Origin of the sequence: Pseudomonas sp. MM213, from assembly GCF_020423045.1 — a bacterium.
In the GTDB taxonomy this organism is placed as follows: Bacteria; Pseudomonadota; Gammaproteobacteria; order Pseudomonadales; family Pseudomonadaceae; genus Aquipseudomonas; species Aquipseudomonas migulae.
Window position 1 is genome coordinate 3877014 of record NZ_CP081943.1, and the last position, 26360, is coordinate 3903373.

Below are 26360 nucleotides of genomic sequence, written 5' to 3' on the forward strand. Positions count from 1 at the left end.
CAATAAATGTGCCGGCTGCCCCTCTGCGATCGCCAGCAAGCCGGCTCCTACAATTGATCGTGTGCGTTCCGAATACATACGCATTTCCCCTGTAGGAGCCAGCTTGCTGGCGATAGCGTCTGTCCTGCCAATACATACGTTGACTGACCCACCGCCATCGCCGGCAAGCCGGCTCCTACAGGAGGCCTGCGTGCGCTTTTGCTTCTCACCACTCATCAGGCCGAGCGTTAGCTCGCCTTCAGCTTTTGATCTGGACGCACCGCCCCCCTCGAGAGGCCGAGCGCAGGTTCTGCGCAGTGGGCAACCCGGCATGGATGCCGGGTTAGCCGCCCCCGGCCAGGGATGGCCGATGGCGGCGGGCCCACGGAGCAGGACCGGAGCGAGGGCATGGCGAGCCTTAGCGAGCCACCGAACGAAAGGGGCAAGAGCCCTTGGTTACTTGGGGCTTTTCCAAGTGACTCGCCGTAAGGGCGAAACCAATATCCGCCATCACCCAAAAAACGGATATACCCCCAATCCCCGCCCCCACCCCCATAAAAAAATCTCACGCGTGAGCTATTGAGCACAGCGAAAATTGCCTGTAGTGTTTCTCACGCGTGAGTTTTTTCACAACGAGGTCAGCACCATGAACAGCAGCTCTCCATCAGATCCGCCTTCCGGGTCTGTGAACGATTCAGCAAGCCGCAAGGGAGAGCGCTCGAAACCGTCCGCGAAAAAACCGTCGAGCTTCTACATGAAGCAGATGCGCGCGGGCCTGGGTGCCGCCGGTTATGTAAAACACGAGACTTGGGTGCTTCCCGAAAACCGAAGCCTGCTCAAGCAGATGGAGAAACAGCTACGCCAACCGATCCTGGCTGGCTCATTCATGTCGGAGAATTACATGAGCGCAGGTAACAACTGGAACATCGATCGCCTCTACAGCGCCCTTCAAGCCCTGGACGAAGTGGTCTCGAACGACATCACCCTCTCCCTCGTCCAAGGCTCCGAATCCAGCATCAAGCTGGAAATGAACGACTTCGGTGGCTTGCCGATTTACATCGCGGTAGTGGGCGACCAGATCATCGTCGATACCGTGCTGGTCGACGTCGAGTCGATCAAGGACGTGCCGGCCTTCAATGATGCCGTGCTGCGCAGCCGGGAAATGTTCCCGCTGTCGTCGATCGGCATCGAGTCCATGCCCAACGGGCAGGTCGTTTACAACATGTTTGGCGCACTCAGCTCCGACTCGAGCCTGACCAACGTCGTGACCGAGGTCAAAACCCTCGTCGACAACGTGCAGCGCGCCAGCGAAGCCTTCGAACGTTTTTTCAATTAATTATTCGGGAATCAGGGAAAATCCAATGACTCAGTCCATCTGGAGCAAATTGTTCACCGCACTGCGTGGCGGTGCCAATGAAGTCGGCGAATCGATCGTCGACCAACAGGCCCTGCGCATCCTCGACCAGGAAATCCGCGATGCCGACAGCGCGCTGGCCAACGCCAAGCGTGAGCTGGTCACCATCATGGCCAAGCACAAACTGTCCGCAGATCGCGTCAGCGAGTACAACGCCAAGATCAAGGACCTGGAATCCAAGGCGCTGGCCGCCATTCAGGCCAACCGCGAAGACCTGGCACTGGAAGTGGCCGAAGCCATTTCGACCCTGACCAACGAGCTGGATGTCGAGCAGAAGCAGGCCACCGAATTCGGCGGTTATGCGGACAACATGCGCAAAGACATCACCAAGGCTGAAAGCCGCATCAAGAGCCTGCGCCAGCAAGTGGACATGGCCAAGGCCCGTGAAAGCGTGCAGAAAGCCCAGGTCAGCGCGTCCATCGCCAGCGGCGGCGCCAACGGCAAACTGGAAACCGCAGTCGGCACGCTGAACCGCTTGCAAGCCAAGCAGCAGCAACGCGCCGCTGAACTGGAAGCCCAGGACCAACTGGCCGATGCCTCGACCGGCACCGACCTGGAGCGCAAACTGCGCGAAGCCGGCATCACGCCGGACGCGGGCAGCGCCAACGCGATCCTGGAGCGCCTGAAGCAGAAATCGGCTGAGTAACCCACTCAGTCGCAGATGCATAACCTGTGGGAGCTAGCCTGCTAGCGATTACGGTTTGTCAGGCGACATTAATGTTGACTGACACTCCCTCTTCGCGAGCAGGCTCGCTCCCACAATGGATATGCGTTTCAGTTTTTCGTTGAATCGAGGTCAAGGATGGATGCCCTGAAGGGTTTCAAGACAATCGCCAGCCTCGCCATTTTCATGGTGGTGCTGCAACTGCTCAACGTCGCGACCGGCTACAGCCTTGTGGCATTCGGCCTGGTGCCGAGAACAGCCCACGGACTGGTCGGCATCATCACCTCGCCTTTTTTGCACGCGTCCTTTGCGCACCTCAGCGCCAACCTGATTCCCTTCCTGATTCTGGGCACCCTGGTCATTGTCGACGGGCTCAACCGGTTCCTGGCCGTCAGCGCGATCATCATTCTGCTGGGCGGCGCACTGGTCTGGCTGTTCGGGTTTTCCGGCGTGCACATTGGCGCCAGCGGCTGGGTATTCGGGCTGTGGGCCTACCTCCTGTCCCGCGCCTGGTTTCACCGCAGCTGGGGCAACCTGATCACGGCCAGTGTCGTGGCGTTGCTCTATGGCGGCCTGGTCTTTGGCTTTCTTCCGCGTCAGGGTGTGTCCTTCGAAGGACATCTCTTTGGGGCGCTCGCCGGATTTATTGCAGCCAAGGTACTTTTCTCTGCGCCGCGCAGCAGGTTTAATGCCGCCGGTTAACCGCACTTGAGCATTCAGACGCCGAGGCGATAACGTCGCCAGGAATGAGTACCCACGGAGTCAGGGACGAAATGTCGATTTTCCTTTTATTGCGCATGTATGCCTCGTCCCTCTTCCACCGATTCGGTTGGGTGGGACTGGTCATCGCCTTGGCCGTGCACCTGACCACGGCGTATCTGGGCCTGGTGTTGCTGGGCGAACAGCACCTCACCGCCCCCGCCACATTTACCTACTTCTATCTCACCACCACGCTTACCGTAGGCTATGGCGATCTCGCGCCACAGACATCGGCGGGGCGCATTTTCGTGGCCACCTGGGTCATGCTCGGCGGCATTGCGCTGCTGACGGCAGCCATCGGCAAAACCACCAGCAGCGTTATCGATGTATGGAGAAAAAGCATGAAGGGCAAAGGTGACTACACCGGCAATGTCGGGCATACGGTGCTCATCGGCTGGGAAGGTGCATCCAGCGAACGGGTCGTTGAGTTGTTGCTTCAGGATGAAACCTCCAACGACAACCTGATCGTCATTTGCGATTGCACCCTTGAAGAAAACCCCATGCCTGGCCAGGCGTCCTTCATCAAGGGCGAAAGCCTGTCCTCGGTGGCGCTGCTACTGCGCGCCGGCGTTCCCGGTGCCGAACGCGTTCTGGTGCGAACCCATTCAGACGACCTGACCCTGGCCACCGTGCTGGCGGTCAATCAACTGAAGCCTGTCGGGCATGTGGTCGCCCACTTCAATGACAGTGAAATCGCCTCGCTCGCCAGCGCCTACGCCCCCAGCCTGGAATGCACATCAAGCATGGCCATCGAGATGCTTGTGCGCGCGTCCCAGGACCCCGGCTCGTCCGTGGTCATCAACGAATTGCTGTGCGTGGGCCAGGGCGCGACCCAATACCTGATGAAACTGCCCGATACGTTTAACGCGACCTTCGGCGATCTGTACACGCAGATGAAAGAACGTCACAACGCCACCCTCATCGGCTACCGCGCCAAGGGCGCCCGACAACCATCGATCAACCCGCCTGGCGCCACACGCGTCGAGGGCGGCGAGCTCTTCTACATCGCCTCCACTCGCCTCAAGGAAATCTCCAATGGGATGGTTTAAACAGTTGTTGGGGCTTGAGGCCCCGAACGCGAATTCAGATTCGAAATGGACCGCCAGCGAAACCCAGCCAACCGCCGGCCCGCTGGGTCTGGCACTGGGCAAAGGCGTGATGTTCGACAGCACGCTGCAATTGTTGCTCGACGAAAAAACCGCCGTGGCCATCCCCGGCTCGCAGCAGATCTGGAGCAACGGCACCATTGACCTCGGGCAGTCGACCTGGCTGTCGCGCTACTACATGAACGACGAAGACTACTGGCTGCAAGTGCACACCACCGGCGACATCGCCGGCCAGGTCGAGTCGGTGATCCTGTTCAACTACCTCAGCTACATCACCATCAGCAGCGAAGCGGAGCTGCGCCGTCTGGCCGGCCCGAATAGCCTGATCGGGCTGCCGACCTACACCCACAACGGCGTCGAATACACCCGTGAATGGGGCACCGAGAATGGCCAGACTGAACTGGTGGCGTTGAGCGAACAGCTGAAAAACCCGGATGAGTCCTACAGCGTCGAGCACCGTTCGATGCTGTACGCCCGCGAAACCGGCCTGACCGACCGCCGTGAATTCCTGCTGTTTTCTGTCGAAGAAGACGCCGAAGGTACGATCAGCTTGAGCACTTCGCTGGGCATTTCGCTGTACACCACCGACCTGAACACTTTTTAAAAAGGAAGAAACCCCATGCTAGAAGCGCTCTCCGTCTCCCTGAACAAAGCCGCCGTGCTTGGGTTTGTTGCGTACATCCTCGGCGCCGCCGTGCTGTTCGCGCTGTTCCAGTTCATCTACACCCGCATCACCCCGCACAAGGAATTCGAACTGATCCGTTCGGGCAACGTCGCGGCTGCAATCGCCCTGGGCGGTGCGGTCATCGGTTTCGCGATTCCGGCCAGCAACGTGATCGCCTACTCGGTCAGCCTCCTCGACTTCGTGGTCTGGGCAGTCATCGCCGCGTTCGTGCAATTGTTGGCGTTCCTGATGACCAGCCTGGTGCTCAAGGGCACCTCCGAGCGCATCAAGAAAGGTGAAATCGCCGCCGGTATCTACGTGGCAGCCGTGGCCATCAGCGTCGGCATGTTGAACGCCGCCTGCATGACCCCTTCCTCGAACTGATCGCGCACGGAGCTCCCGATGAAACGAAGCAAGTACGTTCAGCTGTCGCTGGCAGCCTCGGTCGCGATGGCGATTTCGGGCTGCGGGCCGACGGAAAAAACCTACTCGATGCAGAAAAAGTACAACTTCCAGTCCGTGCAACAATGCGCCGATGAGAAGCTTCCGGTGGACGTCTGCTCGGACGCCTTCATGACCGCCATGGCCGAACATCGACGCATTGCACCGGTGTACGACAACCAGGCCGATTGCGAAGCCGACTTCGTCGCAGACTGGTGCCAGCAGGACTCCGCCGGCAAGTTCATCCCCAAACTCGGCGGCTTCGAGCTGACCGCCAATGGCGAGGTGACGCAATCCCAGGTGGACGCCGCCAAAGCGCAATTGCCTGCCTCGGAAGCGAACAGTGGCGGTTCGGGATTCTCCGGCACCAGCCTGCTGACCGGCCTGCTGATCGGCAACATGCTGAGCAACAACCGCAACAGCTACTATTCCGAGCCGGTGTACCGCTACCGCGATGACCGTGGCAGCTATTCGTCTTCGACACTCGGCCAGCGGATTTCGAAAGGTTCGACCTTTACCAAATCCAATCAGGCGCGATACGGCAGCAGCAACTACGCCGACTCGATTCGTTCCGCCAGCAAACCGGTGTCCGTTGCCTCGTCTACTTCCCGTGGCGGCTTCGGCAGCAAAGCCAGTGCGCGCAGCGGCTGGGGTGGCGGCGGGTCGAGCAGTTAAGGAAACAGGGCCATGAAGAAAATCCTCTGCGCAGAGCGTCATGACTGGAAACAGACCGCCGAAAACCTCGGCTTTCTGTTCCACACCATCGACGACGAACCCTATTGGGACGAGAGCGCGTACTACCAGTTCACGCTCAAGCAGATCGAGAACGATCTCGAAGACCCGACCACCGAGATCCATGAGATGTGCATGGACCTGGTGGCTCGCGTGGTGCAGAGCGAGGAGTTGCTGGAACGCCTGAGCATTCCGGCACCGTTCTACGACCTGGTTCGCACGTCATGGCTCGAAGGTCATCCGCATCTGTACGGGCGCATGGACTTTTCCTACAACGGCAACGGCCCGGCCAAACTGCTGGAGCTCAACTACGACACGCCGACCAGCCTCTACGAAGCGGCGGCGTTCCAGTGGGGCTGGCTGGAGCAGTGCATTGAGCGCGGTTTGTTGCCCAAGAACGCCGACCAGTTCAACAGCATCGACACCAAGCTGCATCAGGCCTTTGCTCAACTGCAAATCACGCAACCGTTCTATTTCGCCTCGATGAAAGACTCGGTCGAGGACAAGGGCACCACCGATTACCTGCGGCTGGTTGCGGAAAAAGTCGGCATCGAATCCCGCCACATCGACATCGAAGACATTGGCCTCACCAGTGACGGACGTTTCGTCGATCTTGAAGATCGCTGGATTCCTCACCTGTTCAAACTGCACGCCTGGGAGTTCATCTTCCACGAGCCCTTTGGTGCAGCGATTGCCCAGAGCGATACGCAGTTTTTCGAACCGGCCTGGAAATCCATCATCTCCAACAAAGGCATCCTGCCGCTGCTGTGGGAGTTCAACAAAGGCCATCCGAACCTGCTCGCCGCCCACCTGGATACCGACCCGAACAAAGCGGTGCCCAAGGGCTGGGTGCGCAAGCCATTCTTCTCGCGGGAAGGCGCCAACATCGAGCTGCAAACAGCGGACGGTCTGATCGTGAAAGAGGATGGGCCCTACACGGACGCGCCGTTTATCCTTCAGGAGTTCGCGCCGTTGCCGCAGTTTGGCGATAGCTACACGCTGATCGGTTCCTGGGTGATCGGCGATCAAGCGGCGGGCATCGGTGTGCGCGAGGACAACAGCCTGATTACCAAGGATTCCAGCCGATTCTTGCCGCACCTGATACTCGACTGAACAATTACCGTCAGTGAAAAAGCCCGTTGCCATGCATCGGGCGTCGGGGTGAAACAGGTGTAAACCCGATCAGGAACCCGACAACCACAAGACTTACCGCTGAAAAGCCGGATAATGGCGGCCAAATCGTCTAGCCCGTTATTCTGGTACCCCCCCATGGAAATCAAGGTCAACTTTCTCGACAACCTTCGGCTTGAAGCCAAGTTCGACGACTTCACGGTGGTGGCCGACCAACCAATCCGCTACAAGGGCGATGGCTCGGCACCCGGTCCGTTCGACTACTTCCTGGCTTCGTCGGCGTTGTGTGCGGCGTATTTCGTGAAGTTGTACTGCAGCACACGCAATATCCCCACGGATAACATCCGCCTGTCGCAGAACAACATTGTTGACCCGGAAAACCGCTACAACCAGATTTTCAAGATCCAGGTCGAGTTGCCCGCAGACATCTCCGACAAGGACCGCCAGGGCATCCTGCGTTCCATCGACCGTTGCACCGTGAAAAAAGTGGTGCAGGCCGGGCCTGAGTTTGTGATCGAAGAAGTGGAAAACCTCGACGCCGATGCCCAGGCGCTGTTGATGCCTGCTTCCAGCTCAGAGGCGAGCACTTACATTGCCGGCAAGGATCTGCCGCTGGAACAAACCATCGCCAACATGTCGGCCATCCTGGCGGACCTGGGCATGAAGATTGAAATCGCCTCGTGGCGCAATATCGTGCCCAATGTGTGGTCGCTGCATATCCGCGATGCGCACTCACCGATGTGCTTCACCAACGGCAAGGGTGCGACCAAGGAAGGCGCACTGGCGTCGGCGTTGGGCGAGTTTATCGAGCGGCTCAACTGCAACTTCTTCTACAACGACCAGTTCTGGGGCGAAGACATCGCCAACGCGGAATTTGTGCATTATCCGGACGAGCGCTGGTTCAAGCCTGGCCGCAAAGACGCGCTGCCGACCGAGATTCTCGACGAGTACTGCCTGAAGATTTACAACCGCGACGGCGAGCTGCGCGGTTCCCATCTGATCGACACCAACTCGGGCAATGAAGAGCGCGGTATCTGCTCGCTGCCGTACGTGCGCCAGTCGGACGGCGAGGTGGTGTATTTCCCGTCCAACCTGATTGAAAACCTGTACCTGAGCAACGGCATGAGTGCCGGCAACACGCTGGCCGAAGCGCAGGTGCAGTGCCTGTCGGAGATCTTCGAGCGCGCGGTAAAACGCGAAATCATCGAAGGTGAATTTGCACTGCCGGATGTGCCGGCCCACGTGCTGGCAAAGTACCCTGGGATCCTCGCCGGCATTCAGGCGCTGGAAGAACAGGGTTTCCCGGTGTTGGTGAAGGATGCGTCTCTGGGCGGTGAATTCCCGGTGATGTGCGTTACGTTGATGAACCCGCGTACCGGCGGTGTGTTCGCCTCGTTCGGCGCGCACCCAAGCCTTGAAGTGGCACTGGAACGCAGCCTCACCGAGTTGCTGCAAGGCCGCAGCTTCGAAGGCCTCAACGACCTGCCCCAGCCGACGTTTGAAGGTCATGCGGTGACCGAGCCGAACAACTTCGTCGAGCACTTCATCGACTCGAGCGGCGTTGTGTCGTGGCGCTTCTTCAGTTCGAAGTCGGATTACGAATTCGTGGAGTGGGACTTCTCCGGCCAGGGTGAAAACTCGAATACCGAGGAAGCCGCGACCTTGTTCGGCATTCTCGAAGGCATGGGCAAGGAAGTGTACATGGCGGTCTACGAGCATATCGGCGCGACGGCCTGCCGCATCCTGGTGCCGGACTATTCGGAAATTTATCCGGTAGACGATCTGATCTGGGATAACACCAACAAAGCGCTGTTCTTCCGCGAAGACATCCTGAACCTGCATCGCCTGGACGAAGACGAACTGCGAGCGCTGGTCGAGCGCCTGGTGGAAAGTGAGCTGGACGACTACACCGACATCACCAGCTTGATCGGCATCGAATTTGACGACAATACCGCTTGGGGTCAGTTGACGATCCTGGAGTTGAAGCTGCTGATTTACCTCGCCCTGCAACAATTTGAAGAGGCGAAAGAAGCAGTGGAAATGTTCCTGCAGTACAACGACAACACGGTTGAGCGCGGCTTGTTCTACCAGGCTGTCAATGTGGTGCTGGAGATGAAACTGGACGAAGACTTGGAACTGGAAGACTACGAGGCCAATTTCCGCCGGATGTTTGGCAGCGAGCGGACGGACGCAGCAATCGGCTCGGTGGACGGGACCGTACGCTTCCATGGCTTGACGCCGACCAGCATGAAACTGGAGGGGCTCGACAGGCACCTGCGCCTGATCGACAGCTACAAAAAACTGCACACGGCGCGGGCCAACGTGATCATTTCCCCCCGTTGAGCGCAAATCTGTAGGAGCCGGCTTGCTGGCGATGGCGTCCATTCAGTCAATACACTGGTTGGCTGACACTCCGCCATCGCCAGCAAGCCGGCTCCTACAAATAGCGTGCAAAAGAAAACCCCCGACCAGTCCAGAGGACCGATCGGGGGTTTCGAGGCTAAACCTTACAAAGGCCTAAGCCATATCCTAGAACGGGATATCGTCATCAAAGCTGTCGAAATCCGGAGCCGGCTGAGGAGCGGCCTGCTGTGGAGCCGGACGCGACTGTTGCGGTGCCGACTGCTGCGGACGCGGCGCCTGCTGCTGGCGTGGAGCCGGAGCGGACTGCTGGTAGTTGTTGCCCCCGCCTTGTTGGTCGCCCTGCTGTGGACGGCCGCCCAGCAGTTGCATGGTGCCTTGCATGTCGACCACGATTTCAGTGGTGTAACGCTTGATACCGTCTTTTTCCCACTCGCGGGTCTGCAGCTTGCCTTCGATGTAGACCTGCGAACCTTTACGCAGGTATTCGCCGGCGATTTCCGCCACTTTGCCGAACATCGACACACGGTGCCATTCGGTCTTCTCGACCTTCTGACCGGTCTGCTTGTCGGTCCACTGTTCGCTGGTCGCCAGACTCAGGTTGGTCACGGCGTTACCGTTAGGCAAGTAGCGAACTTCGGGATCCTGGCCGCAAGTGCCGACCAATATGACTTTGTTAACCCCACGGGCCATAACGTTCTCCTAGGCTACGCACGCTGCCTCGGGCGGGTTGTTCACCAGACGCTCGAGGGTAGTGCGATCCAATAGTTCTGTGTCCAATTTGATGTAAATCGCTGCTTCATCAGCAACGATTACCGCATCTGTTACCCCTACGACGGCCTTCAGGCGCTCAACCAGACCCGCTTCGCGGATCGCCTCGGGCGACAACGGCAAGCGCAGGCTCGTGACATAAGGTGGTTCGCGCATGGTAACAGCAAAGGCCAGCCAGAGGGCAGCCAGGCCGGCGCATCCGAGGAAGACAACCGACAGACCGCCATGCTGGAACATCCAGCCGCCGAGGATCCCGCCCAGTGCCGATCCGAGGAACTGACTGGTGGAATAAACCCCCATCGCCGTGCCCTTGCCGCCCGCCGGTGAAACCTTGCTGATCAGCGATGGCAACGAAGCTTCCAGCAAGTTGAACGCGGTAAAGAACACCACCGTCCCGATCACCAGAGCCCGCAAGCTATCGCCGAACTGCCAGAAGAATAGCTCAGTGAGCATCAGCGTCAGCACTGCGCCCAATAAAACTCGTTTCATTTTGCGTTTCTTCTCGCCGTAGATAATGAACGGGATCATGGCGAAGAAGGAAATCAGCAGCGCGGTCAGGTAGACCCACCAGTGCTGCTCTTTGGGCAGCCCGGCTTTTTCGACCAGGGCCAGCGGCAATGCAACGAAGCTCGACATCAACATCGCGTGCAACACAAAAATACCCAGGTCCAGACGCAGCAGGTCCGGGTGCTTGAGCGTCGGCATCAGTGCCTGGCGCGCGACACCGGATTCACGGTGCTGCAACGGCCCGGTGGAGCGCGGCACCATGAACATCACGATCACGATACCCACCAGCGCCATGCCACCGGTGGCGAGGAACAACCCGGACAGCCCAAAGGCACGAGTCAGCAAAGGCCCTACCACCATGGCGACCGCGAACGACAGACCAATCGTCATGCCGATCATGGCCATGGCTTTGGTCCGATGCTGTTCGCGGGTCAGGTCTGACAGCAACGCCATCACTGCTGCGGAAATCGCCCCGGCGCCTTGCAGGATTCGTCCGGCGATAACGCCCCAGATCGAATCGGCGTTCGCCGCCAGCACACTGCCGAGGGCGAACACGATCAGCCCCAGGTAAATCACCGGGCGGCGCCCAATGCGGTCGGAAATGAAGCCGAACGGAATCTGAAATATCGCCTGGGTCAGGCCGTAAGCGCCAATCGCCAGCCCGATGAGGGCCGGGGTCGCTCCTGCCAGATCCATCCCATAGGTCGCCAGTACCGGCAACACCATGAACATGCCAAGCATACGGAACGCGAACACGAGGGCCAGACCGCTTGCTGCGCGGGTCTCACTGCCACTCATGCGTTCGCTGTGGGGATCGTGCATGGAAAAACCTCATGTGAACCGGCGGCGATTCTACCAGTCCCATCGATTGACAGGGTATATCGCGACGCTTTGACGCGTTCCGCTGACAGACTCTTCATGTACGACAGTAAACCACTCGTTTGATAGTGTGCATCCATCCAGTATTTGGCCGTATACTCCTACGTTTTCGACGCCCGCCGAGCGAGGCCACTTTGGACAAGATCCTGATTCGTGGGGCCCGAACCCACAACCTGAAGAACATCGACCTGACCCTGCCACGGGACAAACTGATCGTCATCACCGGCTTGTCCGGATCCGGCAAATCGTCCCTGGCGTTCGACACGCTGTACGCCGAAGGCCAGCGCCGCTATGTCGAGTCGCTGTCGGCCTATGCCCGGCAGTTTTTGTCGATGATGGAAAAGCCTGACGTCGACACCATTGAAGGTTTGTCGCCAGCCATTTCCATTGAGCAGAAGTCGACCTCGCACAACCCGCGTTCGACGGTCGGCACCATCACCGAAATCTACGACTACCTGCGCCTGCTCTATGCTCGCGTCGGTATTCCGCGCTGCCCGGATCACGACATTCCGCTGGAAGCGCAGACCGTCAGCCAGATGGTCGACCTGGTCCTCGCCCAACCGGAGGGCAGCAAACTGATGCTGCTGGCGCCGGTGATCCGCGAGCGCAAAGGCGAACACCTTTCGGTCTTCGAAGAACTGCGCGCCCAGGGCTTTGTCCGGGCCCGGGTCAACGGCAGGATCTGCGAACTGGACGAACTGCCGAAGCTGGACAAGCAGAAGAAGCATTCGATTGACGTCATCGTCGACCGCTTCAAGGTCCGCGCCGATCTGCAACAGCGTCTGGCCGAATCCTTCGAAACCGCGCTGAAACTGGCGGACGGCATTGCCCTGGTCGCACCGATGGACGACGAACCCGGCGAAGAGATGATCTTCTCAGCGCGCTTCGCCTGCCCGATCTGCGGTCACGCGATCAGCGAGCTGGAACCCAAGCTGTTCTCCTTCAACAACCCGGCCGGTGCCTGCCCGACGTGCGATGGTCTGGGCGTGAAGCAATTCTTCGACATCAAGCGACTGGTCAATGGCGAACTGACCCTGGCCGAAGGTGCGATTCGCGGCTGGGACAGGCGTAACGTCTATTACTTCCAGATGCTCGGGTCGCTGGCGGCGCACTACAAGTTCAGCCTCGAAGTGCCGTTCAACGAACTGCCGGCCGAGCAGCAGAAATTCATCCTGCACGGCAGCGGCTCCCAGAACGTCGATTTCAAATACCTGAATGACCGTGGCGACATCGTTAAACGTTCGCACCCGTTCGAAGGCATCGTGCCAAACCTGGAGCGTCGCTACCGCGAAACCGAGTCGGCTTCGGTGCGTGAAGAGCTGGCCAAGTTCCTCAGCACCCAGCATTGCCCGGATTGCCGTGGCACCCGCCTGCGTCGCGAGGCGCGGCATGTCTGGGTCGGAGAGAAGACGCTGCCTGCGGTAACCAATCTGCCGATTGGCGATGCATGCGAATACTTCGGCGTGCTGAAGCTGACCGGGCGTCGCGGTGAAATTGCCGACAAGATCCTCAAGGAAATCCGCGAGCGCCTGCAGTTCCTGGTCAACGTCGGCCTCGACTATCTGTCGCTGGATCGCAGTGCCGACACGCTGTCCGGTGGCGAGGCCCAGCGGATTCGTCTGGCCAGTCAGATTGGTGCCGGCCTGGTGGGCGTTCTATACATCCTCGATGAACCGTCGATTGGTCTGCACCAACGCGACAACGACCGTTTGCTCGGCACGCTCAAGCACCTGCGCGACATCGGCAACACGGTGATCGTGGTCGAACACGATGAAGATGCCATTCGCCTGGCTGACTATGTCGTGGATATCGGCCCGGGTGCCGGCGTGCACGGGGGGCATATCGTCGCCGAAGGTACGCCAGCGGAGGTGATGGCTCACCCTGACTCGCTGACCGGCAAGTATTTGTCTGGCCGGGTGAAGATTGCCGTTCCAGCCAAACGCACGCCGCGCAACAAGAAATTGTCGCTGTCCCTCAAAGGCGCTCGCGGCAACAACTTGCGCAACGTCGATCTGGAGATTCCGATTGGCCTGCTGACCTGCGTTACCGGCGTGTCCGGTTCGGGCAAGTCGACGCTGATCAACAACACGCTGTTTCCTTTGAGCGCGACGGCACTCAACGGTGCGACGACGCTTGAGGCTGCGGCTCACGACAGCATCAAAGGGCTGGAGCACCTGGACAAGGTCGTCGACATCGACCAGAGCCCGATCGGCCGCACGCCACGCTCCAACCCGGCGACGTACACCGGGCTGTTCACGCCGATTCGCGAACTGTTCGCCGGCGTGCCGGAATCCCGTTCCCGCGGTTACGGGCCGGGGCGTTTCTCCTTCAACGTGAAGGGCGGACGCTGCGAAGCCTGCCAGGGCGACGGCCTGATCAAGGTTGAAATGCACTTCCTGCCGGACATCTATGTTCCGTGCGACGTCTGCAAGAGCAAGCGCTACAACCGCGAAACGCTGGAGATCAAGTACAAGGGCAAGAGCATCCACGAAACCCTCGAGATGACCATCGAGGAAGCCCGGGTGTTCTTCGACGCGGTGCCGGCACTGGCACGCAAGCTTCAGACGCTGATGGATGTCGGCCTGTCGTACATCAAGCTGGGGCAATCGGCGACCACCCTGTCTGGTGGTGAAGCGCAGCGGGTGAAGCTGTCCCGCGAGCTGTCCAAGCGCGATACCGGCAAGACGCTGTACATCCTCGATGAGCCAACCACTGGTTTGCACTTCGCGGATATTCAGCAACTGCTCGACGTGCTGCATCGACTGCGCGACCACGGCAACACCGTGGTGGTGATCGAGCACAACCTGGACGTGATCAAGACTGCTGACTGGTTGGTGGATCTGGGGCCGGAAGGTGGTTCCAAAGGCGGGCAGATCATTGCCGTCGGTACGCCGGAAGAAGTCTCCGAGATGAAGCAGTCTCACACCGGTTTCTATCTCAAACCGTTGCTGGCTCGCGACAGGGACTGAATCAGGCCCATGAAAAAGCCCCTGTCACTTTGTCGGTGACAGGGGCTTTTTCGTTGACACTGTAGGAGCACAGCTTGCTGGCGATGGCGATATCAAGGAAGCCTTCGCCAGCAAGCTGTGCTCCTACGGTTCAATGTCAGGTGTGAGATTGCAGGTAATTTTCCAGACCGATCAACTTGATCAGCCCCAACTGCTTCTCGAGCCAGTAGGTGTGGTCTTCTTCGGTATCGTTCAGTTGAATACGCAGCATCTCGCGGCTGACGTAGTCTTTGTGCTGCTCGCAGAGTTCGATGCCCTTGCAGAGTGCGGCGCGGACTTTGTATTCCAGTCGCAGGTCGGCAGCGAGCATGTCAGGAACCGTGGTGCCGACATCAAGATCGTCCGGACGCATGCGTGGCGTGCCTTCGAGCATCAGGATTCGGCGCATCAGCGCATCGGCGTGCCCCGCTTCCTCTTCCATCTCGTGGTTGATTCGTTCGTAGAGCTTGGTGAATCCCCAGTCCTCATACATCCGCGAGTGAACGAAATATTGATCACGCGCGGCCAGTTCGCCGGTCAGCAACGTGTTGAGGTAATCGATTACGTCTGGGTGGCCTTGCATCGCCCTACATCTCCCTGCTTGAAAGTCTGTAGTTTGAACCACAGCGACTGTTTGGTCACTTGGTTTGCGCGATAAAAGCGAAGATATTCTGAGAAAAGTAGTTTAAATAGCGCAAAAACCGCCCTAATGAGGGCGGTTCTGCTTCTCGTTTAGACTTCGTTAATCTGTACGTTGAGCGCCTTTGCGATTGCGTCTCCATAAGCCGGGTCGGCCTTGAAGAAATGCTGCAATTGGCGATCCACTACATCAGCGGAGACCCCTGCCATCGCGCCCGCAATATTGTTGGTCAGCAGGTTTTTCTGCTCATCACTCATCAAACGGAACAACGCACCTGCGTGGCTGTAGTAGTCCGTGTCTTCGCGATGATCGTAACGATCAGCCGCACCGCTCAATGCCAAAGCAGGCTCAGCATAACGAGGCGCCTGTTTTGGCGACTCTACGTAACTGTTCGGCTCGTAGTTCGGCGCTGCACCGCCATTGCTGCCAAATGCCATGGAGCCATCACGCTGGTAGCTGTTGACCGGGCTGCGCGGCGCATTCACCGGCAGTTGCTGATGGTTGGTACCAACACGGTAGCGGTGCGCATCGGCGTAAGCGAACACTCGCCCTTGCAGCATGCGGTCTGGCGACAGGCCAACACCTGGAACCATGTTGCTCGGACCGAACGCCGCTTGTTCAACTTCCGCGAAGTAGTTCTGCGGATTGCGGTTGAGCTCGAGCTCACCCACTTCGATCAGTGGAAACTCTTTCTGCGACCAGGTCTTGGTCACGTCGAAAGGGTTCTCGTAATGCGCCGCAGCCTGGGCCTCGGTCATGATCTGAATGCACACACGCCATTTGGGGAAGTCGCCGCGCTCAATCGCTTCGAACAAGTCGCGCTGTGCGTAATCCGGATCGGTGCCCGCCAGGCGAGCAGCTTCTGCCGGCGCCAGGTTCTTGATCCCTTGCTGGGTCTTGTAATGCCACTTCACCCAGTGACGCTCGCCGCTGGCACTGATCAGGCTGTAAGTGTGGCTGCCGAAGCCGTGCATGTGACGGTAGCCGTCAGGGATGCCACGGTCCGAAAACAGGATGGTGACCTGGTGCAGCGCCTCAGGCGAGTGCGACCAGAAGTCCCACATCATCTGCGCACTTTTCAGGTTGCTTTGCGGCAGGCGTTTTTGGGTGTGGATAAAGTCCGGAAACTTGAGCGGATCGCGAATGAAGAACACTGGCGTGTTGTTGCCAACGATGTCCCAGTTACCTTCTTCGGTATAGAACTTCAGGGCAAAACCACGTGGGTCGCGCTCCGTGTCAGCCGAGCCGCGCTCACCGCCCACGGTGGAAAACCGCAGAAAGGTTGGGGTCTGCTTACCGACGGATTCGAACAGCTTGGCGCTGGTGTACTCAGTGATGTCGCGCGTCACGGTGAACGTACCGTAAGCACCCGAGCCCTTGGCGTGTACGCGGCGCTCAGGAATGTTTTCACGGTTGAAGTGGGCAAGCTTCTCGATCAGGTGGAAATCGTCGAGCAGCAATGGGCCACGAGGGCCGGCAGAGCGGGAATTCTGGTTGTCGGCGACAGGAGCGCCACTGGCGGTGGTAAGTATTTTATTTTGGCTCATGCGATCTCTTCCTCTGTCAGTCTAGAACTGCCGGCTAATCGGCTGAGAGGAAGTATTGATCACCAACGTTACACCTACAAATTCATTAACTTGTAAGTGTCGATAGAAAATTACTAACGAAGAGCCTACTTTTCAGACGCCCACAAAAAACCGGGCACTAGGCCCGGTTCTTCGTTTCAGACTGACGTCTTACTCAGCGGATACAGCTTCACCGCCGGTAGCACGATCAACCAACTCGACGTACGCCATAGGCGCGTTGTCGCCAGTGCGGAAGCCGCACTTGAGGATGCGCAGGTAGCCACCCTCACGGGTAGCGTAACGCTTGCCCAGGTCGTTGAAGAGCTTACCAACGATAGCTTTCGAACGAGTACGGTCGAAAGCCAGACGGCGGTTAGCCAGGCTGTCTGTCTTGGCCAAAGTGATCAGCGGCTCAGCAACGCGACGCAGTTCTTTAGCTTTCGGCAGTGTAGTTTTGATCAGCTCGTGCTCGAACAGCGACACTGCCATGTTTTGAAACATGGCCTTGCGGTGCGAGCTAGTGCGGCTCAGGTGACGACCACTTTTACGATGACGCATGGTTCATTCCTTACCAAACACGACGTTCGGTGATTACGACGATCAGGCAGTCGCCTTGTCGTCCTTCTTAAGACTTGCAGGCGGCCAGTTGTCGAGGCGCATGCCGAGGGACAGACCGCGGGAGGCCAGAACGTCCTTGATTTCAGTCAAGGATTTCTTGCCAAGGTTCGGAGTCTTCAACAGCTCTACTTCGGTACGCTGAATCAGGTCACCGATGTAGTAGATGTTTTCCGCCTTAAGGCAGTTAGCCGAACGTACAGTCAGTTCCAGATCGTCAACCGGGCGAAGCAGGATCGGATCGATCTCGTCTTCCTGCTCGACAACCACTGGCTCACTGTCACCTTTGAGGTCGACGAACGCAGCCAACTGCTGTTGCAGAATGGTTGCAGCGCGACGGATAGCCTCTTCAGGATCCAGAGTACCGTTGGTTTCCAGATCAATAACCAGCTTGTCCAGGTTAGTACGCTGCTCGACACGGGCGTTTTCCACCACGTATGCGATACGGCGAACCGGGCTGAACGAAGAGTCAAGCTGCAAGCGACCGATGCTGCGGCTTTCGTCTTCATCGCTCTGACGCGAGTCTGCCGGTTCATAACCACGACCACGAGCTACGGTGAGCTTCATGTTCAGGGCGCCGTTAGACGCCAGGTTAGCGATTACGTGATCGGGGTTAACGATCTCGACATCATGATCCAGCTGAATATCGGCAGCGGTAACCACCCCCGAACCCTTCTTCGACAAGGTCAGCGTAACTTCGTCACGACCGTGCAGCTTGATAGCCAGACCTTTAAGGTTCAACAGGATTTCAATTACGTCTTCCTGTACGCCTTCGATTGCGCTGTACTCATGGAGTACACCGTCAATCTCGGCCTCGACTACTGCACAGCCGGGCATTGAGGACAACAGGATGCGGCGCAGCGCGTTGCCCAGGGTGTGGCCGAAACCACGCTCGAGAGGCTCGAGAGTGATCTTGGCGCGGGTTGGACTGACAACCTGCACATCAATATGGCGGGGTGTCAGGAACTCATTTACCGAAATCTGCATGGATGCACCTATTTTCTAGCCCTTACTTGGAGTAGAGCTCGACAATCAGGCTTTCGTTGATGTCGGCGGACAGATCACTGCGAGCTGGAACGTTCTTGAAAACGCCCGACTTCTTCTCAGTGTCTACTTCTACCCATTCTACGCGGCCACGTTGGGCACACAGATCGAGAGCTTGGACAATGCGAAGTTGGTTCTTTGCTTTCTCGCGAATCGCGACCACGTCACCAGCACGAACCTGGTAAGACGGTACGTTTACGGTCTGGCCGTTAACGCTGACGGATTTGTGCGATACCAGCTGACGGGATTCGGCACGAGTAGAGCCAAAACCCATACGGTATACAACGTTGTCCAGACGGCATTCGAGCAGTTGCAGCAGGTTTTCACCGGTTGCACCTTTCTTGCCAGCAGCTTCTTTGTAGTAGCCGCTGAATTGACGCTCGAGAACGCCGTAGATACGACGGACCTTCTGCTTTTCACGCAGTTGGGTGCCGTAATCGGACTGGCGACCGCGGCGTTGGCCGTGGATACCAGGTGCTGCTTCAATGTTGCACTTCGATTCGATCGCGCGCACGCCGCTCTTCAGAAAGAGATCGGTGCCTTCGCGACGAGCGAGTTTGCATTTTGGACCAATGTAACGAGCCATTCTTTACAATCTCCTGGATTACACGCGGCGCTTCTTCGGCGGACGGCACCCGTTGTGCGGGATTGGCGTCACGTCGGTGATGCTGGCGATCTTGTAGCCACAGCCGTTCAAAGCGCGGACTGCAGATTCACGACCTGGGCCTGGACCTTTGACGTTAACGTCGAGGTTTTTCAGACCGTATTCCAGCGCAGCTTGACCAGCACGTTCAGCAGCTACTTGAGCAGCAAACGGGGTGGACTTGCGGGAACCGCGGAAACCCGAACCACCGGAGGTAGCCCAGGAAAGAGCGTTGCCTTGACGGTCGGTGATGGTCACGATTGTGTTGTTAAAAGAAGCATGGATGTGGGCGATGCCATCAACCACTGTCTTTTTAACTTTTTTACGAGGACGAGCAGCAGGTTTAGCCATGATTAATTTCCTGTCGATTCGCTGGGGCGATTACTTGCGGATCGGCTTACGCGGACCTTTACGGGTACGCGCGTTAGTCTTGGTACGCTGACCGCGTACTGGAAGACCACGACGATGACGCAGACCGCGATAGCAACCGAGGTCCATCAAACGCTTGATTTTCATGTTGATTTCGCGACGCAGGTCACCTTCAGTGGTGAACTTCGCCACTTCGCCACGCAGCTGTTCAATCTGCTCGTCGCTCAGATCCTTGATCTTTGCGGCTGGGTTTACCCCAGTCACTGCACAGATCTTCTGTGCAGTAGTGCGACCAACACCATAGATGTAGGTCAGCGAGATAACAGTATGCTTGTTATCTGGAATGTTAACGCCTGCAATACGGGCCATTCAGTGGGACTCCAATTGACAGCTACCTACGCCCCGGAAGCCAAGAAATAGGGCGCGAGATAATATCGCTGTAATAACAAATAATCAACCCGGTAGCGCACTAGCTACCGGGCTTGAAGCACAATCACACTCAGCCTTGGCGCTGTTTGTGACGCGGTTCCGCGCTGCAAATTACTCGAACAACACCTTCGCGGCGAATAATCTTGCAGTTACGGCACAGCTTTTTCACCGATGCACGAACTTTCATCACCAACTCCTCGAACCTTATGGGTACTCAGCGCAACATGCCGCTGCCGTAACCCTTCAGGTTGGCTTTCTTCATCAGGGATTCGTACTGGTGCGAAACGAGGTGCGATTGTACTTGGGACATGAAGTCCATCACAACCACGACGACGATCAGCAACGAGGTCCCGCCAAGGTAGAACGGTACGTTTGCCGCAACCACCAGGAACTGGGGAAGCAGACACACGGCCGTCATGTAAAGAGCACCGAACATGGTCAAGCGAGTCAGAACGCCATCAATGTAGCGCGCAGACTGCTCACCTGGACGGATGCCCGGAATAAAGGCACCGGACTTCTTCAGGTTTTCCGCTACGTCTTTCGGATTGAACATCAACGCCGTATAGAAGAAGCAGAAGAAAATAATCCCTGCACTAAACAGCAGAATATTCAACGGCTGACCAGGAGCGATCGACTGCGAGATGTCCTGCAACCAGCCCATACCTTCAGACTGGCCGAACCAGGCACCCAACGAAGCCGGGAACAGCAAAATGCTGCTCGCGAAAATGGCCGGAATAACACCGGCCATGTTCACCTTCAGCGGCAAGTGGCTAGTCTGCGCAGCGAAGACCTTACGGCCCTGCTGACGCTTGGCGTAGTGAACAGCAATACGACGCTGACCACGCTCAATGAACACCACGAAACCGATAATCGCTACTGCCAGCAAACCGATGGCAACCAGGGCGAAGATGTTGATATCACCCTGACGTGCAGACTCGAAAGACTGCCCGATCGCTCTCGGAAGACCGGCGACGATACCCGAAAAAATCAACATCGAGATACCGTTGCCAACACCACGCTCAGTAATCTGCTCACCCAGCCACATCATGAACATCGCACCAGCCACAAATGTGGATACCGCGACGAAATGGAAGCCAAAGTCACCAGTGAACGCAACGCCCTGCCCTGCCAGACCAATGGACATGCCAATTGCCTGAACAAGAGCGAGGACGACAGTGCCGTAGCGGGTGTACTGGCTGATCTTGCGACGGCCAGCTTCACCTTCCTTCTTCAACTGCTCCAGCTGCGGGCTGACGGCGGTCATCAGCTGCATGATGATCGATGCCGAAATGTACGGCATGATCCCCAATGCAAAGATGCTCATCCGTTCCAGCGCGCCGCCGGAAAACATGTTGAACAAGCTAAGAATGGTCCCCTCATTCTGTCGAAACAGGTCCGCGAGTCGGTCCGGGTTGATACCTGGAACCGGGATGTGTGCGCCTATTCGGTAGACGATAATCGCCAGGAACAGAAAACGCAGACGAGCCCAGAGTTCAGACATACCGCCTTTGCCGAGCGCAGAGAGAGCACCTTGCTTAGCCATTTATTCCTCGAACTTGCCGCCAGCTGCTTCGATAGCCGCACGCGCACCTTTGGTGGCGCCGATTCCCTTTCCGATGGTAACAGCGCGAGTCACTTCACCGGACAGCATGATTTTCACACGCTGTACGTTGACGTTGATCACGTTGGCATCTTTCAAGGACTGCACGGTGACGATGTCGCCTTCCACTTTAGCCAGCTCGGACAAACGCACTTCTGCGCGATCCATGGCTTTCAGGGAAACGAAACCGAACTTCGGCAGGCGACGATGCAGCGGCTGTTGACCGCCTTCAAAGCCTGGAGCAATGGTGCCACCGGAGCGGGAGGACTGACCTTTGTGGCCACGGCCACCGGTCTTACCCAAACCACTACCGATACCACGGCCCGGACGATGCTTTTCGCGACGGGAACCCGGCGCTGGACTCAGATCATTGAGTTTCATCGATTAACCCTCGACACGCAGCATGTAGTAAGCCTTGTTGATCATCCCGCGATTCTCGGGAGTATCAAGTACTTCTACAGTGTGACCGATGCGACGCAGACCCAGACCCTTAACGCACAGTTTGTGGTTAGGGATGCGGCCGGTCATGCTTTTGATCAGCGTAACTTTAACGGTAGCCATGATCAGAAGATCTCCTTGACGCTTTTGCCACGCTTGGCGGCAATGGATTCAGGAGACTGCATAGCTTTCAAACCTTTGAAAGTGGCGTGAACCACGTTTACCGGGTTAGTCGAGCCGTAGCACTTGGCCAGAACGTTCTGAACGCCAGCAACTTCGAGGACAGCACGCATAGCGCCGCCAGCGATGATACCGGTACCTTCAGAAGCAGGCTGCATGTACACCTTCGAAGCGCCGTGACCGGACTTCATTGCGTACTGCAGAGTGGTGCCGTTCAGGTCAACTTGGATCATGTTGCGGCGAGCAGCTTCCATTGCCTTCTGGATCGCAGCAGGCACTTCACGTGACTTGCCACGGCCGAAGCCAACACGCCCTTTACCATCACCAACCACGGTCAACGCGGTGAAAGTGAAGATACGGCCGCCTTTAACGGTTTTGGCTACGCGGTTAACTTGAACCAGCTTCTCGATGTAGCCTTCGTCGCGCTTTTGGTCGTTATTTGACATAACTTAGAACTCCAGCCCAGCTTCACGAGCAGCATCAGCCAGCGCCTTGACGCGGCCGTGGTACTTGAAGCCAGAGCGGTCGAAAGCCACCTGCGAGACGCCAGCGGCTTTAGCACGCGTAGCGACCAGCTGGCCAACCTTAGTGGCCGCGTCGATGTTGCCAGTGGCGCCATCACGCAGTTCTTTATCCAAAGTCGAGGCAGATGCCAGGACTTTGTTGCCGTCGGCCGAAATGACCTGGGCGTAGATGTGCTGCGACGAGCGGAACACGCAGAGACGCACGACTTCGAGTTCGTGCATTTTCAGGCGTGCTTTGCGAGCGCGACGCAGTCGAGTAACTTTTTTGTCGGTCATTTGCTATGCCCTACTTCTTCTTGGCTTCTTTACGACGGACGACTTCGTCCGCGTAGCGCACACCTTTGCCTTTGTACGGCTCTGGTGGACGGAAGTCGCGGATCTCGGCGGCCACTTGACCTACCAGCTGCTTATCGATGCCCTTGATCAGGATATCGGTCTGGCTAGGAGTCTCAGCGGTGATGCCTTCCGGCAGTTCATAATCCACTGGGTGCGAGAAGCCAAGAGCCAGGTTCAGCACTGTGCCTTTTGCTTGCGCTTTGTAACCAACACCGACCAGCTGGAGCTTACGCTCGAAGCCTTGGCTTACGCCTTGGACCATGTTGTTTACCAACGCACGAGTGGTACCAGCCATTGCGCGAGTTTGTTGATCGCCATTGCGAGCAGCGAAACGCAGCTCACCAGCTTCTTCAACGATCTCAACGGACGAATGGATGTTCAGTTCGAGAGTGCCCTTGGCACCCTTCACCGAAAGCTGTTGGCCTGCGAATTTGACTTCGACGCCGGCTGGCAGCTTAACGGGGTTCTTAGCGACGCGTGACATGCTTATCCCCCCTTAGAACACAGTGCAAAGAACTTCGCCGCCGACACCGGCAGCGCGCGCAGCACGATCCGTCATCACACCTTTGTTGGTGGAGACGATAGACACACCGAGACCGCCACGAACTTTTGGCAGATCATCGACGGACTTGTACTGACGCAGGCCTGGACGGCTAACGCGCTTCACTTCCTCGATGACCGGACGGCCTTCGAAGTACTTCAGCTCGATGGACAGCAGTGGCTTGATTTCGCTGCTGATCTGATAACCCGCAATGTAACCTTCGTCCTTCAGGACTTTGGCAACAGCTACCTTCAAAGTAGAAGATGGCATGCTTACGACGGACTTTTCAGCCATCTGGGCATTACGGATTCGAGTTAGCATGTCCGCTAACGGGTCCTGCATACTCATGGGCTAGACGCTCCTAATACACAAAAAATTAGCCTTGCGGCTACTACGTGTCGCCGAGGACATCCGTGCAAAAAAAGCACGGGCTCAGGCGAGCCGGGTATTCTAGACACACCCCACAAATGAATCAAGCCCCAAAAGGGGCTTGATTCAAGTTCAAGGTCACCGGCGGTCAGGATCTTGCGATCCCGAACACCGAGACTTTGATAGTGCTTACCAGCTGGCTTTAACCAGACCAGGTACGTCACCACGCATTGCAGCTTCACGCAGTTTGTTACGGCCAAGGCCGAACTTGCGGTAAACGCCGTGTGGACGACCGGTCAGGCGGCAGCGGTTACGCATGCGCGAAGCGCTTGCGTCACGTGGCTGCTTTTGCAGAGCTACTGTAGCTTCCCAACGCGCTTCTGGACTTGCGTTCAGATCAACGATGATAGCTTTCAGTGCTGCACGCTTTTTGGCGTACTTGGCAACCGTGAGCTGACGCTTCAGCTCGCGGTTTTTCATGCTCATCTTGGCCATTTTCCTACTCCAATCAGTTGCGGAACGGGAATTTGAAAGCACGCAACAGGGCGCGACCTTCATCATCGTTCTTGGCAGTGGTGGTCAGGGTAATGTCCAGACCGCGGAGAGCATCGATCTTGTCGTAGTCGATTTCCGGGAAGATGATCTGCTCTTTAACGCCCATGCTGTAGTTACCACGACCATCGAAGGACTTGGCATTCAGGCCGCGGAAGTCGCGAACCCGAGGCAGGGAGATCGACAGCAGACGATCCAGGAACTCGTACATACGCTCACGGCGCAGGGTCACTTTGACGCCGATCGGCCAACCTTCACGGACTTTAAAGCCAGCGATGGATTTCCGAGCGTAAGTCACAACGACTTTCTGGCCGGTGATCTTTTCCAGGTCAGCAACAGCGTGCTCGATGACTTTTTTGTCACCGACTGCTTCGCCCAGACCCATGTTCAGGGTGATTTTGGTAACGCGTGGAACTTCCATCACGTTCGAAAGCTTAAGTTCTTCCTTAAGCTTCGGTGCGATTTCTTTCCAGTAAATCTCTTTTAGTCGTGCCATGGTCTCATCTACCTAGCAGTGTTCAAGCATCAACCGCTTTTTGGGTCGACTTGAAGACACGAATTTTCTTGCCGTCTTCTACTTTGAAACCAACGCGATCAGCCTTGTTGGTTTCGCCGTTGAAAATGGCTACGTTAGAAGCGTCCAGTGGAGCTTCTTTCTCGACGATACCGCCTTGTACGCCCGACATCGGGTTAGGCTTGGTATGACGCTTGACCAGGTTCAGACCACCGATAACCAGACGGTTATTAGCGAGAACCTTAAGCACCTTACCGCGCTTACCTTTGTCTTTGCCGGCGATCACGATGATCTCGTCGTCACGACGAATCTTTTGCATGTCGGATCTCCTTACAGCACTTCTGGGGCGAGCGAGACGATCTTCATGAACTTCTCAGTACGAAGTTCACGGGTCACTGGCCCAAAGATACGGGTGCCGATCGGCTCTTGCTTGTTGTTCAGAAGAACAGCAGCGTTGCCATCAAAGCGGATAATGGAGCCATCAGCACGACGAACGCCGTGACGAGTGCGGACTACAACAGCAGTCATCACTTGGCCTTTTTTCACTTTACCGCGAGGAATTGCTTCCTTCACGGTAACTTTGATGATGTCACCGATACCAGCGTAACGACGATGGGAGCCACCCAGCACCTTGATGCACATAACGCGGCGAGCGCCGCTGTTATCGGCCACATCGAGCATGGATTGAGTCTGAATCATATAATTTCTCCGACCCCTAGTCCTTAGACTTCCACAGCGCGTTCGAGAACATCAACCAGCGCCCAAGACTTGGTCTTGGCCAAAGGACGAGTTTCACGAATAGTGACTTTGTCGCCGATGTGGCACTGATTGGTTTCGTCGTGCGCGTGCAGCTTAGTCGAACGCTTAACGTATTTACCGTAGATCGGGTGCTTAACGCGACGCTCGATCAGAACGGTGATGGTCTTGTCCATTTTGTCGCTGACAACACGGCCAGTCAGCGTACGGACGGTTTTTTCGGCTTCAGCCATGATTACTTACCTGCCTGCTGTTTGAGCACAGTCTTCACGCGAGCGATGTCACGCTTAACTTGCCGGAGCAGGTGAGACTGCCCCAACTGGCCAGTTGCTTTCTGCATGCGCAGATTGAACTGGTCGCGCAGCAGGCCGAGCAGTTGCTCGTTAAGCTGCGGCGCGTCTTTTTCACGAAGTTCGTTCGCTTTCATCACATCACCGTCCGTTTAACGAAGGCAGTGGCGAGCGGCAGCTTTGCAGCAGCCAGGGCAAATGCCTCACGCGCCAGCTCTTCAGAAACACCCTCGATTTCATACAGGACTTTGCCTGGCTGAATCTGGGCAACCCAGTATTCCACGCTACCTTTACCTTTACCCATCCGAACTTCGAGTGGCTTCTTGGAAATAGGCTTGTCCGGGAACACACGGATCCAGATCTTGCCGCCACGTTTAACGTGACGGGTCAGTGCACGACGCGCTGACTCGATCTGACGAGCGGTGAGACGACCACGAGCTACAGACTTCAGCGCGAACTCGCCGAAGCTGACTTTGCTACCGCGCAATGCCAGGCCACGGTTGTGACCAGTCATCTGCTTGCGGAACTTCGTACGCTTTGGTTGCAACATTTGGCGTACC

Annotated in this window: 34 protein-coding genes; 10 read left to right on the forward strand and 24 right to left on the reverse strand. The window is 57.2% G+C overall.

Annotation, left to right across the window (positions count from 1 at the left end; translation table 11 throughout):
• Window positions 1–733: 733 nt before the first annotated feature.
• The 9 genes from K5R88_RS17615 (at window position 734) to K5R88_RS17655 (ending at window position 9233) form a co-directional block, all read left to right on the forward strand.
• Window positions 734–1315: a YjfI family protein gene (locus tag K5R88_RS17615; RefSeq protein WP_085988408.1), complete on the forward strand. Its 582-nt coding sequence runs from the start codon at window positions 734–736 to the stop codon at window positions 1313–1315.
• 25 nt (window positions 1316–1340) lie between these two features.
• Window positions 1341–2039: a PspA/IM30 family protein gene (locus K5R88_RS17620; protein ID WP_008041320.1), complete on the forward strand. Its 699-nt coding sequence runs from the start codon at window positions 1341–1343 to the stop codon at window positions 2037–2039.
• 156 nt (window positions 2040–2195) lie between these two features.
• Window positions 2196–2759 (forward strand): rhomboid family intramembrane serine protease, encoded by a 564-nt coding sequence (locus K5R88_RS17625; protein WP_226298129.1) that lies wholly within the window; start codon window positions 2196–2198, stop codon window positions 2757–2759.
• A 71-nt stretch (window positions 2760–2830) separates the two neighbouring features.
• Window positions 2831–3865, forward strand: a complete 1035-nt coding sequence (locus tag K5R88_RS17630; RefSeq protein ID WP_226298130.1) for an ion channel — start codon at window positions 2831–2833, stop codon at window positions 3863–3865.
• Window positions 3852–4526, forward strand: coding sequence for a DUF2491 family protein (locus K5R88_RS17635; protein WP_226298131.1), 675 nt, complete (start codon window positions 3852–3854; stop codon window positions 4524–4526). Before K5R88_RS17630 ends, K5R88_RS17635 begins: the two co-directional genes overlap by 14 nt.
• Before the next feature lie 15 nt (window positions 4527–4541).
• Entirely contained in the window at window positions 4542–4970 is a 429-nt protein-coding gene (locus tag K5R88_RS17640) for a DUF350 domain-containing protein (protein ID WP_008030949.1), read from the forward strand.
• 18 nt (window positions 4971–4988) lie between these two features.
• Window positions 4989–5702 carry a DUF1190 domain-containing protein gene (locus K5R88_RS17645; RefSeq protein WP_192228087.1) on the forward strand — a complete coding sequence of 238 codons (714 nt, stop codon included), beginning with the start codon at window positions 4989–4991 and terminating at the stop codon, window positions 5700–5702.
• A 12-nt stretch (window positions 5703–5714) separates the two neighbouring features.
• A complete protein-coding gene (locus tag K5R88_RS17650; RefSeq protein WP_226298132.1) occupies window positions 5715–6872 on the forward strand; it encodes a glutathionylspermidine synthase family protein in 1158 nt (385 codons plus the stop codon).
• A 156-nt stretch (window positions 6873–7028) separates the two neighbouring features.
• Window positions 7029–9233 carry an OsmC domain/YcaO domain-containing protein gene (locus K5R88_RS17655; RefSeq protein WP_226298133.1) on the forward strand — a complete coding sequence of 735 codons (2205 nt, stop codon included), beginning with the start codon at window positions 7029–7031 and terminating at the stop codon, window positions 9231–9233.
• A 186-nt stretch (window positions 9234–9419) separates the two neighbouring features.
• Here K5R88_RS17655 and K5R88_RS17660 read toward each other — a convergent pair whose 3' ends face one another.
• The gene (locus K5R88_RS17660; RefSeq protein WP_008041307.1) at window positions 9420–9944 is read right to left on the reverse strand and encodes a single-stranded DNA-binding protein; all 525 of its coding nucleotides are present in this window, start codon (window positions 9942–9944) and stop codon (window positions 9420–9422) included.
• Between the two features lie 9 nt (window positions 9945–9953).
• Window positions 9954–11351: an MFS transporter gene (locus K5R88_RS17665; RefSeq protein ID WP_008030907.1), complete on the reverse strand. Its 1398-nt coding sequence runs from the start codon at window positions 11349–11351 to the stop codon at window positions 9954–9956.
• A 191-nt stretch (window positions 11352–11542) separates the two neighbouring features.
• Between K5R88_RS17665 and uvrA the strand changes: the two genes are divergently transcribed.
• Complete coding sequence (uvrA, locus tag K5R88_RS17670) at window positions 11543–14377, forward strand: excinuclease ABC subunit UvrA (protein WP_008041305.1); 2835 nt, start codon at window positions 11543–11545, stop codon at window positions 14375–14377.
• A 136-nt stretch (window positions 14378–14513) separates the two neighbouring features.
• Here uvrA and bfr read toward each other — a convergent pair whose 3' ends face one another.
• The 22 genes from bfr to rplP all read right to left on the reverse strand — a co-directional run bounded on the left by bfr (window position 14514) and on the right by rplP (window position 26350).
• Window positions 14514–14978, reverse strand: a complete 465-nt coding sequence (gene bfr / locus K5R88_RS17675; RefSeq protein WP_008030905.1) for a bacterioferritin — start codon at window positions 14976–14978, stop codon at window positions 14514–14516.
• A gap of 149 nt (window positions 14979–15127) precedes the next feature.
• Window positions 15128–16582, reverse strand: a complete 1455-nt coding sequence (locus K5R88_RS17680) for a catalase (protein ID WP_192420659.1) — start codon at window positions 16580–16582, stop codon at window positions 15128–15130.
• Window positions 16583–16771: 189 nt separating this feature from the next.
• The gene (rplQ, locus tag K5R88_RS17685) at window positions 16772–17158 is read right to left on the reverse strand and encodes a 50S ribosomal protein L17 (protein ID WP_007943777.1); all 387 of its coding nucleotides are present in this window, start codon (window positions 17156–17158) and stop codon (window positions 16772–16774) included.
• Window positions 17159–17200: 42 nt separating this feature from the next.
• Window positions 17201–18202 carry a DNA-directed RNA polymerase subunit alpha gene (locus tag K5R88_RS17690; protein ID WP_003186012.1) on the reverse strand — a complete coding sequence of 334 codons (1002 nt, stop codon included), beginning with the start codon at window positions 18200–18202 and terminating at the stop codon, window positions 17201–17203.
• A 22-nt stretch (window positions 18203–18224) separates the two neighbouring features.
• Window positions 18225–18845 (reverse strand): 30S ribosomal protein S4, encoded by a 621-nt coding sequence (rpsD, locus tag K5R88_RS17695; protein WP_003210056.1) that lies wholly within the window; start codon window positions 18843–18845, stop codon window positions 18225–18227.
• Window positions 18846–18863: 18 nt separating this feature from the next.
• A complete protein-coding gene (gene rpsK, locus K5R88_RS17700; protein ID WP_002555466.1) occupies window positions 18864–19253 on the reverse strand; it encodes a 30S ribosomal protein S11 in 390 nt (129 codons plus the stop codon).
• Between the two features lie 30 nt (window positions 19254–19283).
• Window positions 19284–19640 (reverse strand): 30S ribosomal protein S13, encoded by a 357-nt coding sequence (gene rpsM / locus K5R88_RS17705; RefSeq protein WP_003186020.1) that lies wholly within the window; start codon window positions 19638–19640, stop codon window positions 19284–19286.
• A 130-nt stretch (window positions 19641–19770) separates the two neighbouring features.
• Window positions 19771–19887 (reverse strand): 50S ribosomal protein L36, encoded by a 117-nt coding sequence (gene rpmJ, locus K5R88_RS17710; RefSeq protein WP_002555468.1) that lies wholly within the window; start codon window positions 19885–19887, stop codon window positions 19771–19773.
• Between the two features lie 27 nt (window positions 19888–19914).
• Window positions 19915–21243: a preprotein translocase subunit SecY gene (secY, locus tag K5R88_RS17715; protein WP_003228718.1), complete on the reverse strand. Its 1329-nt coding sequence runs from the start codon at window positions 21241–21243 to the stop codon at window positions 19915–19917.
• The gene (gene rplO, locus K5R88_RS17720) at window positions 21244–21681 is read right to left on the reverse strand and encodes a 50S ribosomal protein L15 (RefSeq protein WP_007896782.1); all 438 of its coding nucleotides are present in this window, start codon (window positions 21679–21681) and stop codon (window positions 21244–21246) included.
• Window positions 21682–21684: 3 nt separating this feature from the next.
• Window positions 21685–21861, reverse strand: a complete 177-nt coding sequence (gene rpmD, locus K5R88_RS17725; RefSeq protein ID WP_003186033.1) for a 50S ribosomal protein L30 — start codon at window positions 21859–21861, stop codon at window positions 21685–21687.
• Window positions 21862–21863: 2 nt separating this feature from the next.
• A complete protein-coding gene (gene rpsE, locus K5R88_RS17730; RefSeq protein ID WP_007943782.1) occupies window positions 21864–22364 on the reverse strand; it encodes a 30S ribosomal protein S5 in 501 nt (166 codons plus the stop codon).
• Window positions 22365–22367: 3 nt separating this feature from the next.
• Window positions 22368–22718: a 50S ribosomal protein L18 gene (gene rplR / locus K5R88_RS17735; RefSeq protein ID WP_003186037.1), complete on the reverse strand. Its 351-nt coding sequence runs from the start codon at window positions 22716–22718 to the stop codon at window positions 22368–22370.
• A 10-nt stretch (window positions 22719–22728) separates the two neighbouring features.
• Window positions 22729–23262: a 50S ribosomal protein L6 gene (gene rplF / locus K5R88_RS17740; RefSeq protein WP_003176412.1), complete on the reverse strand. Its 534-nt coding sequence runs from the start codon at window positions 23260–23262 to the stop codon at window positions 22729–22731.
• Between the two features lie 12 nt (window positions 23263–23274).
• Window positions 23275–23667, reverse strand: coding sequence for a 30S ribosomal protein S8 (gene rpsH / locus K5R88_RS17745; RefSeq protein WP_003186040.1), 393 nt, complete (start codon window positions 23665–23667; stop codon window positions 23275–23277).
• Between the two features lie 210 nt (window positions 23668–23877).
• A complete protein-coding gene (gene rpsN / locus K5R88_RS17750) occupies window positions 23878–24183 on the reverse strand; it encodes a 30S ribosomal protein S14 (protein ID WP_003176414.1) in 306 nt (101 codons plus the stop codon).
• Window positions 24184–24196: 13 nt separating this feature from the next.
• Entirely contained in the window at window positions 24197–24736 is a 540-nt protein-coding gene (gene rplE / locus K5R88_RS17755) for a 50S ribosomal protein L5 (protein WP_003176415.1), read from the reverse strand.
• Window positions 24737–24758: 22 nt separating this feature from the next.
• Window positions 24759–25073: a 50S ribosomal protein L24 gene (rplX, locus tag K5R88_RS17760; RefSeq protein ID WP_003176416.1), complete on the reverse strand. Its 315-nt coding sequence runs from the start codon at window positions 25071–25073 to the stop codon at window positions 24759–24761.
• A gap of 11 nt (window positions 25074–25084) precedes the next feature.
• Window positions 25085–25453, reverse strand: a complete 369-nt coding sequence (gene rplN / locus K5R88_RS17765) for a 50S ribosomal protein L14 (RefSeq protein WP_002555479.1) — start codon at window positions 25451–25453, stop codon at window positions 25085–25087.
• Window positions 25454–25476: 23 nt separating this feature from the next.
• Window positions 25477–25743 carry a 30S ribosomal protein S17 gene (gene rpsQ, locus K5R88_RS17770; RefSeq protein WP_003176419.1) on the reverse strand — a complete coding sequence of 89 codons (267 nt, stop codon included), beginning with the start codon at window positions 25741–25743 and terminating at the stop codon, window positions 25477–25479.
• Window positions 25744–25745: 2 nt separating this feature from the next.
• Window positions 25746–25937 (reverse strand): 50S ribosomal protein L29, encoded by a 192-nt coding sequence (rpmC, locus tag K5R88_RS17775; protein ID WP_008030901.1) that lies wholly within the window; start codon window positions 25935–25937, stop codon window positions 25746–25748.
• Window positions 25937–26350 (reverse strand): 50S ribosomal protein L16, encoded by a 414-nt coding sequence (gene rplP, locus K5R88_RS17780; RefSeq protein ID WP_008030899.1) that lies wholly within the window; start codon window positions 26348–26350, stop codon window positions 25937–25939. The genes rpmC and rplP overlap by 1 nt, the downstream gene beginning before the upstream one ends.
• Window positions 26351–26360: the final 10 nt, after the last annotated feature.

What these genes read in the sequence shown, in the direction of transcription:
- K5R88_RS17615 (WP_085988408.1), top strand. Translation starts at nt 734, where the DNA reads ATGAAGCAGATGCGCGCGGGCCTGGGTGCCGCCGGTTATGTAAAACAC.
- secY (WP_003228718.1), bottom strand. Translation starts at nt 21,243, where the DNA reads ATGGCTAAGCAAGGTGCTCTCTCTGCGCTCGGCAAAGGCGGTATGTCT.
- rpsK (WP_002555466.1), bottom strand. Translation starts at nt 19,253, where the DNA reads ATGGCTAAACCTGCTGCTCGTCCTCGTAAAAAAGTTAAAAAGACAGTG.
- rpsH (WP_003186040.1), bottom strand. Translation starts at nt 23,667, where the DNA reads ATGAGTATGCAGGACCCGTTAGCGGACATGCTAACTCGAATCCGTAAT.
- K5R88_RS17690 (WP_003186012.1), bottom strand. Translation starts at nt 18,202, where the DNA reads ATGCAGATTTCGGTAAATGAGTTCCTGACACCCCGCCATATTGATGTG.
- K5R88_RS17650 (WP_226298132.1), top strand. Translation starts at nt 5,715, where the DNA reads ATGAAGAAAATCCTCTGCGCAGAGCGTCATGACTGGAAACAGACCGCC.
- rpmC (WP_008030901.1), bottom strand. Translation starts at nt 25,937, where the DNA reads ATGAAAGCGAACGAACTTCGTGAAAAAGACGCGCCGCAGCTTAACGAG.
- K5R88_RS17635 (WP_226298131.1), top strand. Translation starts at nt 3,852, where the DNA reads ATGGGATGGTTTAAACAGTTGTTGGGGCTTGAGGCCCCGAACGCGAAT.
- rpmD (WP_003186033.1), bottom strand. Translation starts at nt 21,861, where the DNA reads ATGGCTACCGTTAAAGTTACGCTGATCAAAAGCATGACCGGCCGCATC.
- rpsE (WP_007943782.1), bottom strand. Translation starts at nt 22,364, where the DNA reads ATGTCAAATAACGACCAAAAGCGCGACGAAGGCTACATCGAGAAGCTG.
- rplF (WP_003176412.1), bottom strand. Translation starts at nt 23,262, where the DNA reads ATGTCACGCGTCGCTAAGAACCCCGTTAAGCTGCCAGCCGGCGTCGAA.
- rpsN (WP_003176414.1), bottom strand. Translation starts at nt 24,183, where the DNA reads ATGGCCAAGATGAGCATGAAAAACCGCGAGCTGAAGCGTCAGCTCACG.
- rplQ (WP_007943777.1), bottom strand. Translation starts at nt 17,158, where the DNA reads ATGCGTCATCGTAAAAGTGGTCGTCACCTGAGCCGCACTAGCTCGCAC.
- bfr (WP_008030905.1), bottom strand. Translation starts at nt 14,978, where the DNA reads ATGCAAGGCCACCCAGACGTAATCGATTACCTCAACACGTTGCTGACC.
- rplX (WP_003176416.1), bottom strand. Translation starts at nt 25,073, where the DNA reads ATGCAAAAGATTCGTCGTGACGACGAGATCATCGTGATCGCCGGCAAA.
- K5R88_RS17645 (WP_192228087.1), top strand. Translation starts at nt 4,989, where the DNA reads ATGAAACGAAGCAAGTACGTTCAGCTGTCGCTGGCAGCCTCGGTCGCG.
- K5R88_RS17625 (WP_226298129.1), top strand. Translation starts at nt 2,196, where the DNA reads ATGGATGCCCTGAAGGGTTTCAAGACAATCGCCAGCCTCGCCATTTTC.
- rplN (WP_002555479.1), bottom strand. Translation starts at nt 25,453, where the DNA reads ATGATTCAGACTCAATCCATGCTCGATGTGGCCGATAACAGCGGCGCT.
- rplR (WP_003186037.1), bottom strand. Translation starts at nt 22,718, where the DNA reads ATGACCGACAAAAAAGTTACTCGACTGCGTCGCGCTCGCAAAGCACGC.
- rpsM (WP_003186020.1), bottom strand. Translation starts at nt 19,640, where the DNA reads ATGGCCCGTATTGCAGGCGTTAACATTCCAGATAACAAGCATACTGTT.
- K5R88_RS17630 (WP_226298130.1), top strand. Translation starts at nt 2,831, where the DNA reads ATGTCGATTTTCCTTTTATTGCGCATGTATGCCTCGTCCCTCTTCCAC.
- rplO (WP_007896782.1), bottom strand. Translation starts at nt 21,681, where the DNA reads ATGAAACTCAATGATCTGAGTCCAGCGCCGGGTTCCCGTCGCGAAAAG.
- rpmJ (WP_002555468.1), bottom strand. Translation starts at nt 19,887, where the DNA reads ATGAAAGTTCGTGCATCGGTGAAAAAGCTGTGCCGTAACTGCAAGATT.
- K5R88_RS17660 (WP_008041307.1), bottom strand. Translation starts at nt 9,944, where the DNA reads ATGGCCCGTGGGGTTAACAAAGTCATATTGGTCGGCACTTGCGGCCAG.
- rpsD (WP_003210056.1), bottom strand. Translation starts at nt 18,845, where the DNA reads ATGGCTCGTTACATTGGTCCAAAATGCAAACTCGCTCGTCGCGAAGGC.
- K5R88_RS17640 (WP_008030949.1), top strand. Translation starts at nt 4,542, where the DNA reads ATGCTAGAAGCGCTCTCCGTCTCCCTGAACAAAGCCGCCGTGCTTGGG.
- K5R88_RS17665 (WP_008030907.1), bottom strand. Translation starts at nt 11,351, where the DNA reads ATGCACGATCCCCACAGCGAACGCATGAGTGGCAGTGAGACCCGCGCA.
- K5R88_RS17620 (WP_008041320.1), top strand. Translation starts at nt 1,341, where the DNA reads ATGACTCAGTCCATCTGGAGCAAATTGTTCACCGCACTGCGTGGCGGT.
- rplP (WP_008030899.1), bottom strand. Translation starts at nt 26,350, where the DNA reads ATGTTGCAACCAAAGCGTACGAAGTTCCGCAAGCAGATGACTGGTCAC.
- K5R88_RS17655 (WP_226298133.1), top strand. Translation starts at nt 7,029, where the DNA reads ATGGAAATCAAGGTCAACTTTCTCGACAACCTTCGGCTTGAAGCCAAG.
- rplE (WP_003176415.1), bottom strand. Translation starts at nt 24,736, where the DNA reads ATGGCACGACTAAAAGAGATTTACTGGAAAGAAATCGCACCGAAGCTT.
- rpsQ (WP_003176419.1), bottom strand. Translation starts at nt 25,743, where the DNA reads ATGGCTGAAGCCGAAAAAACCGTCCGTACGCTGACTGGCCGTGTTGTC.
- K5R88_RS17680 (WP_192420659.1), bottom strand. Translation starts at nt 16,582, where the DNA reads ATGAGCCAAAATAAAATACTTACCACCGCCAGTGGCGCTCCTGTCGCC.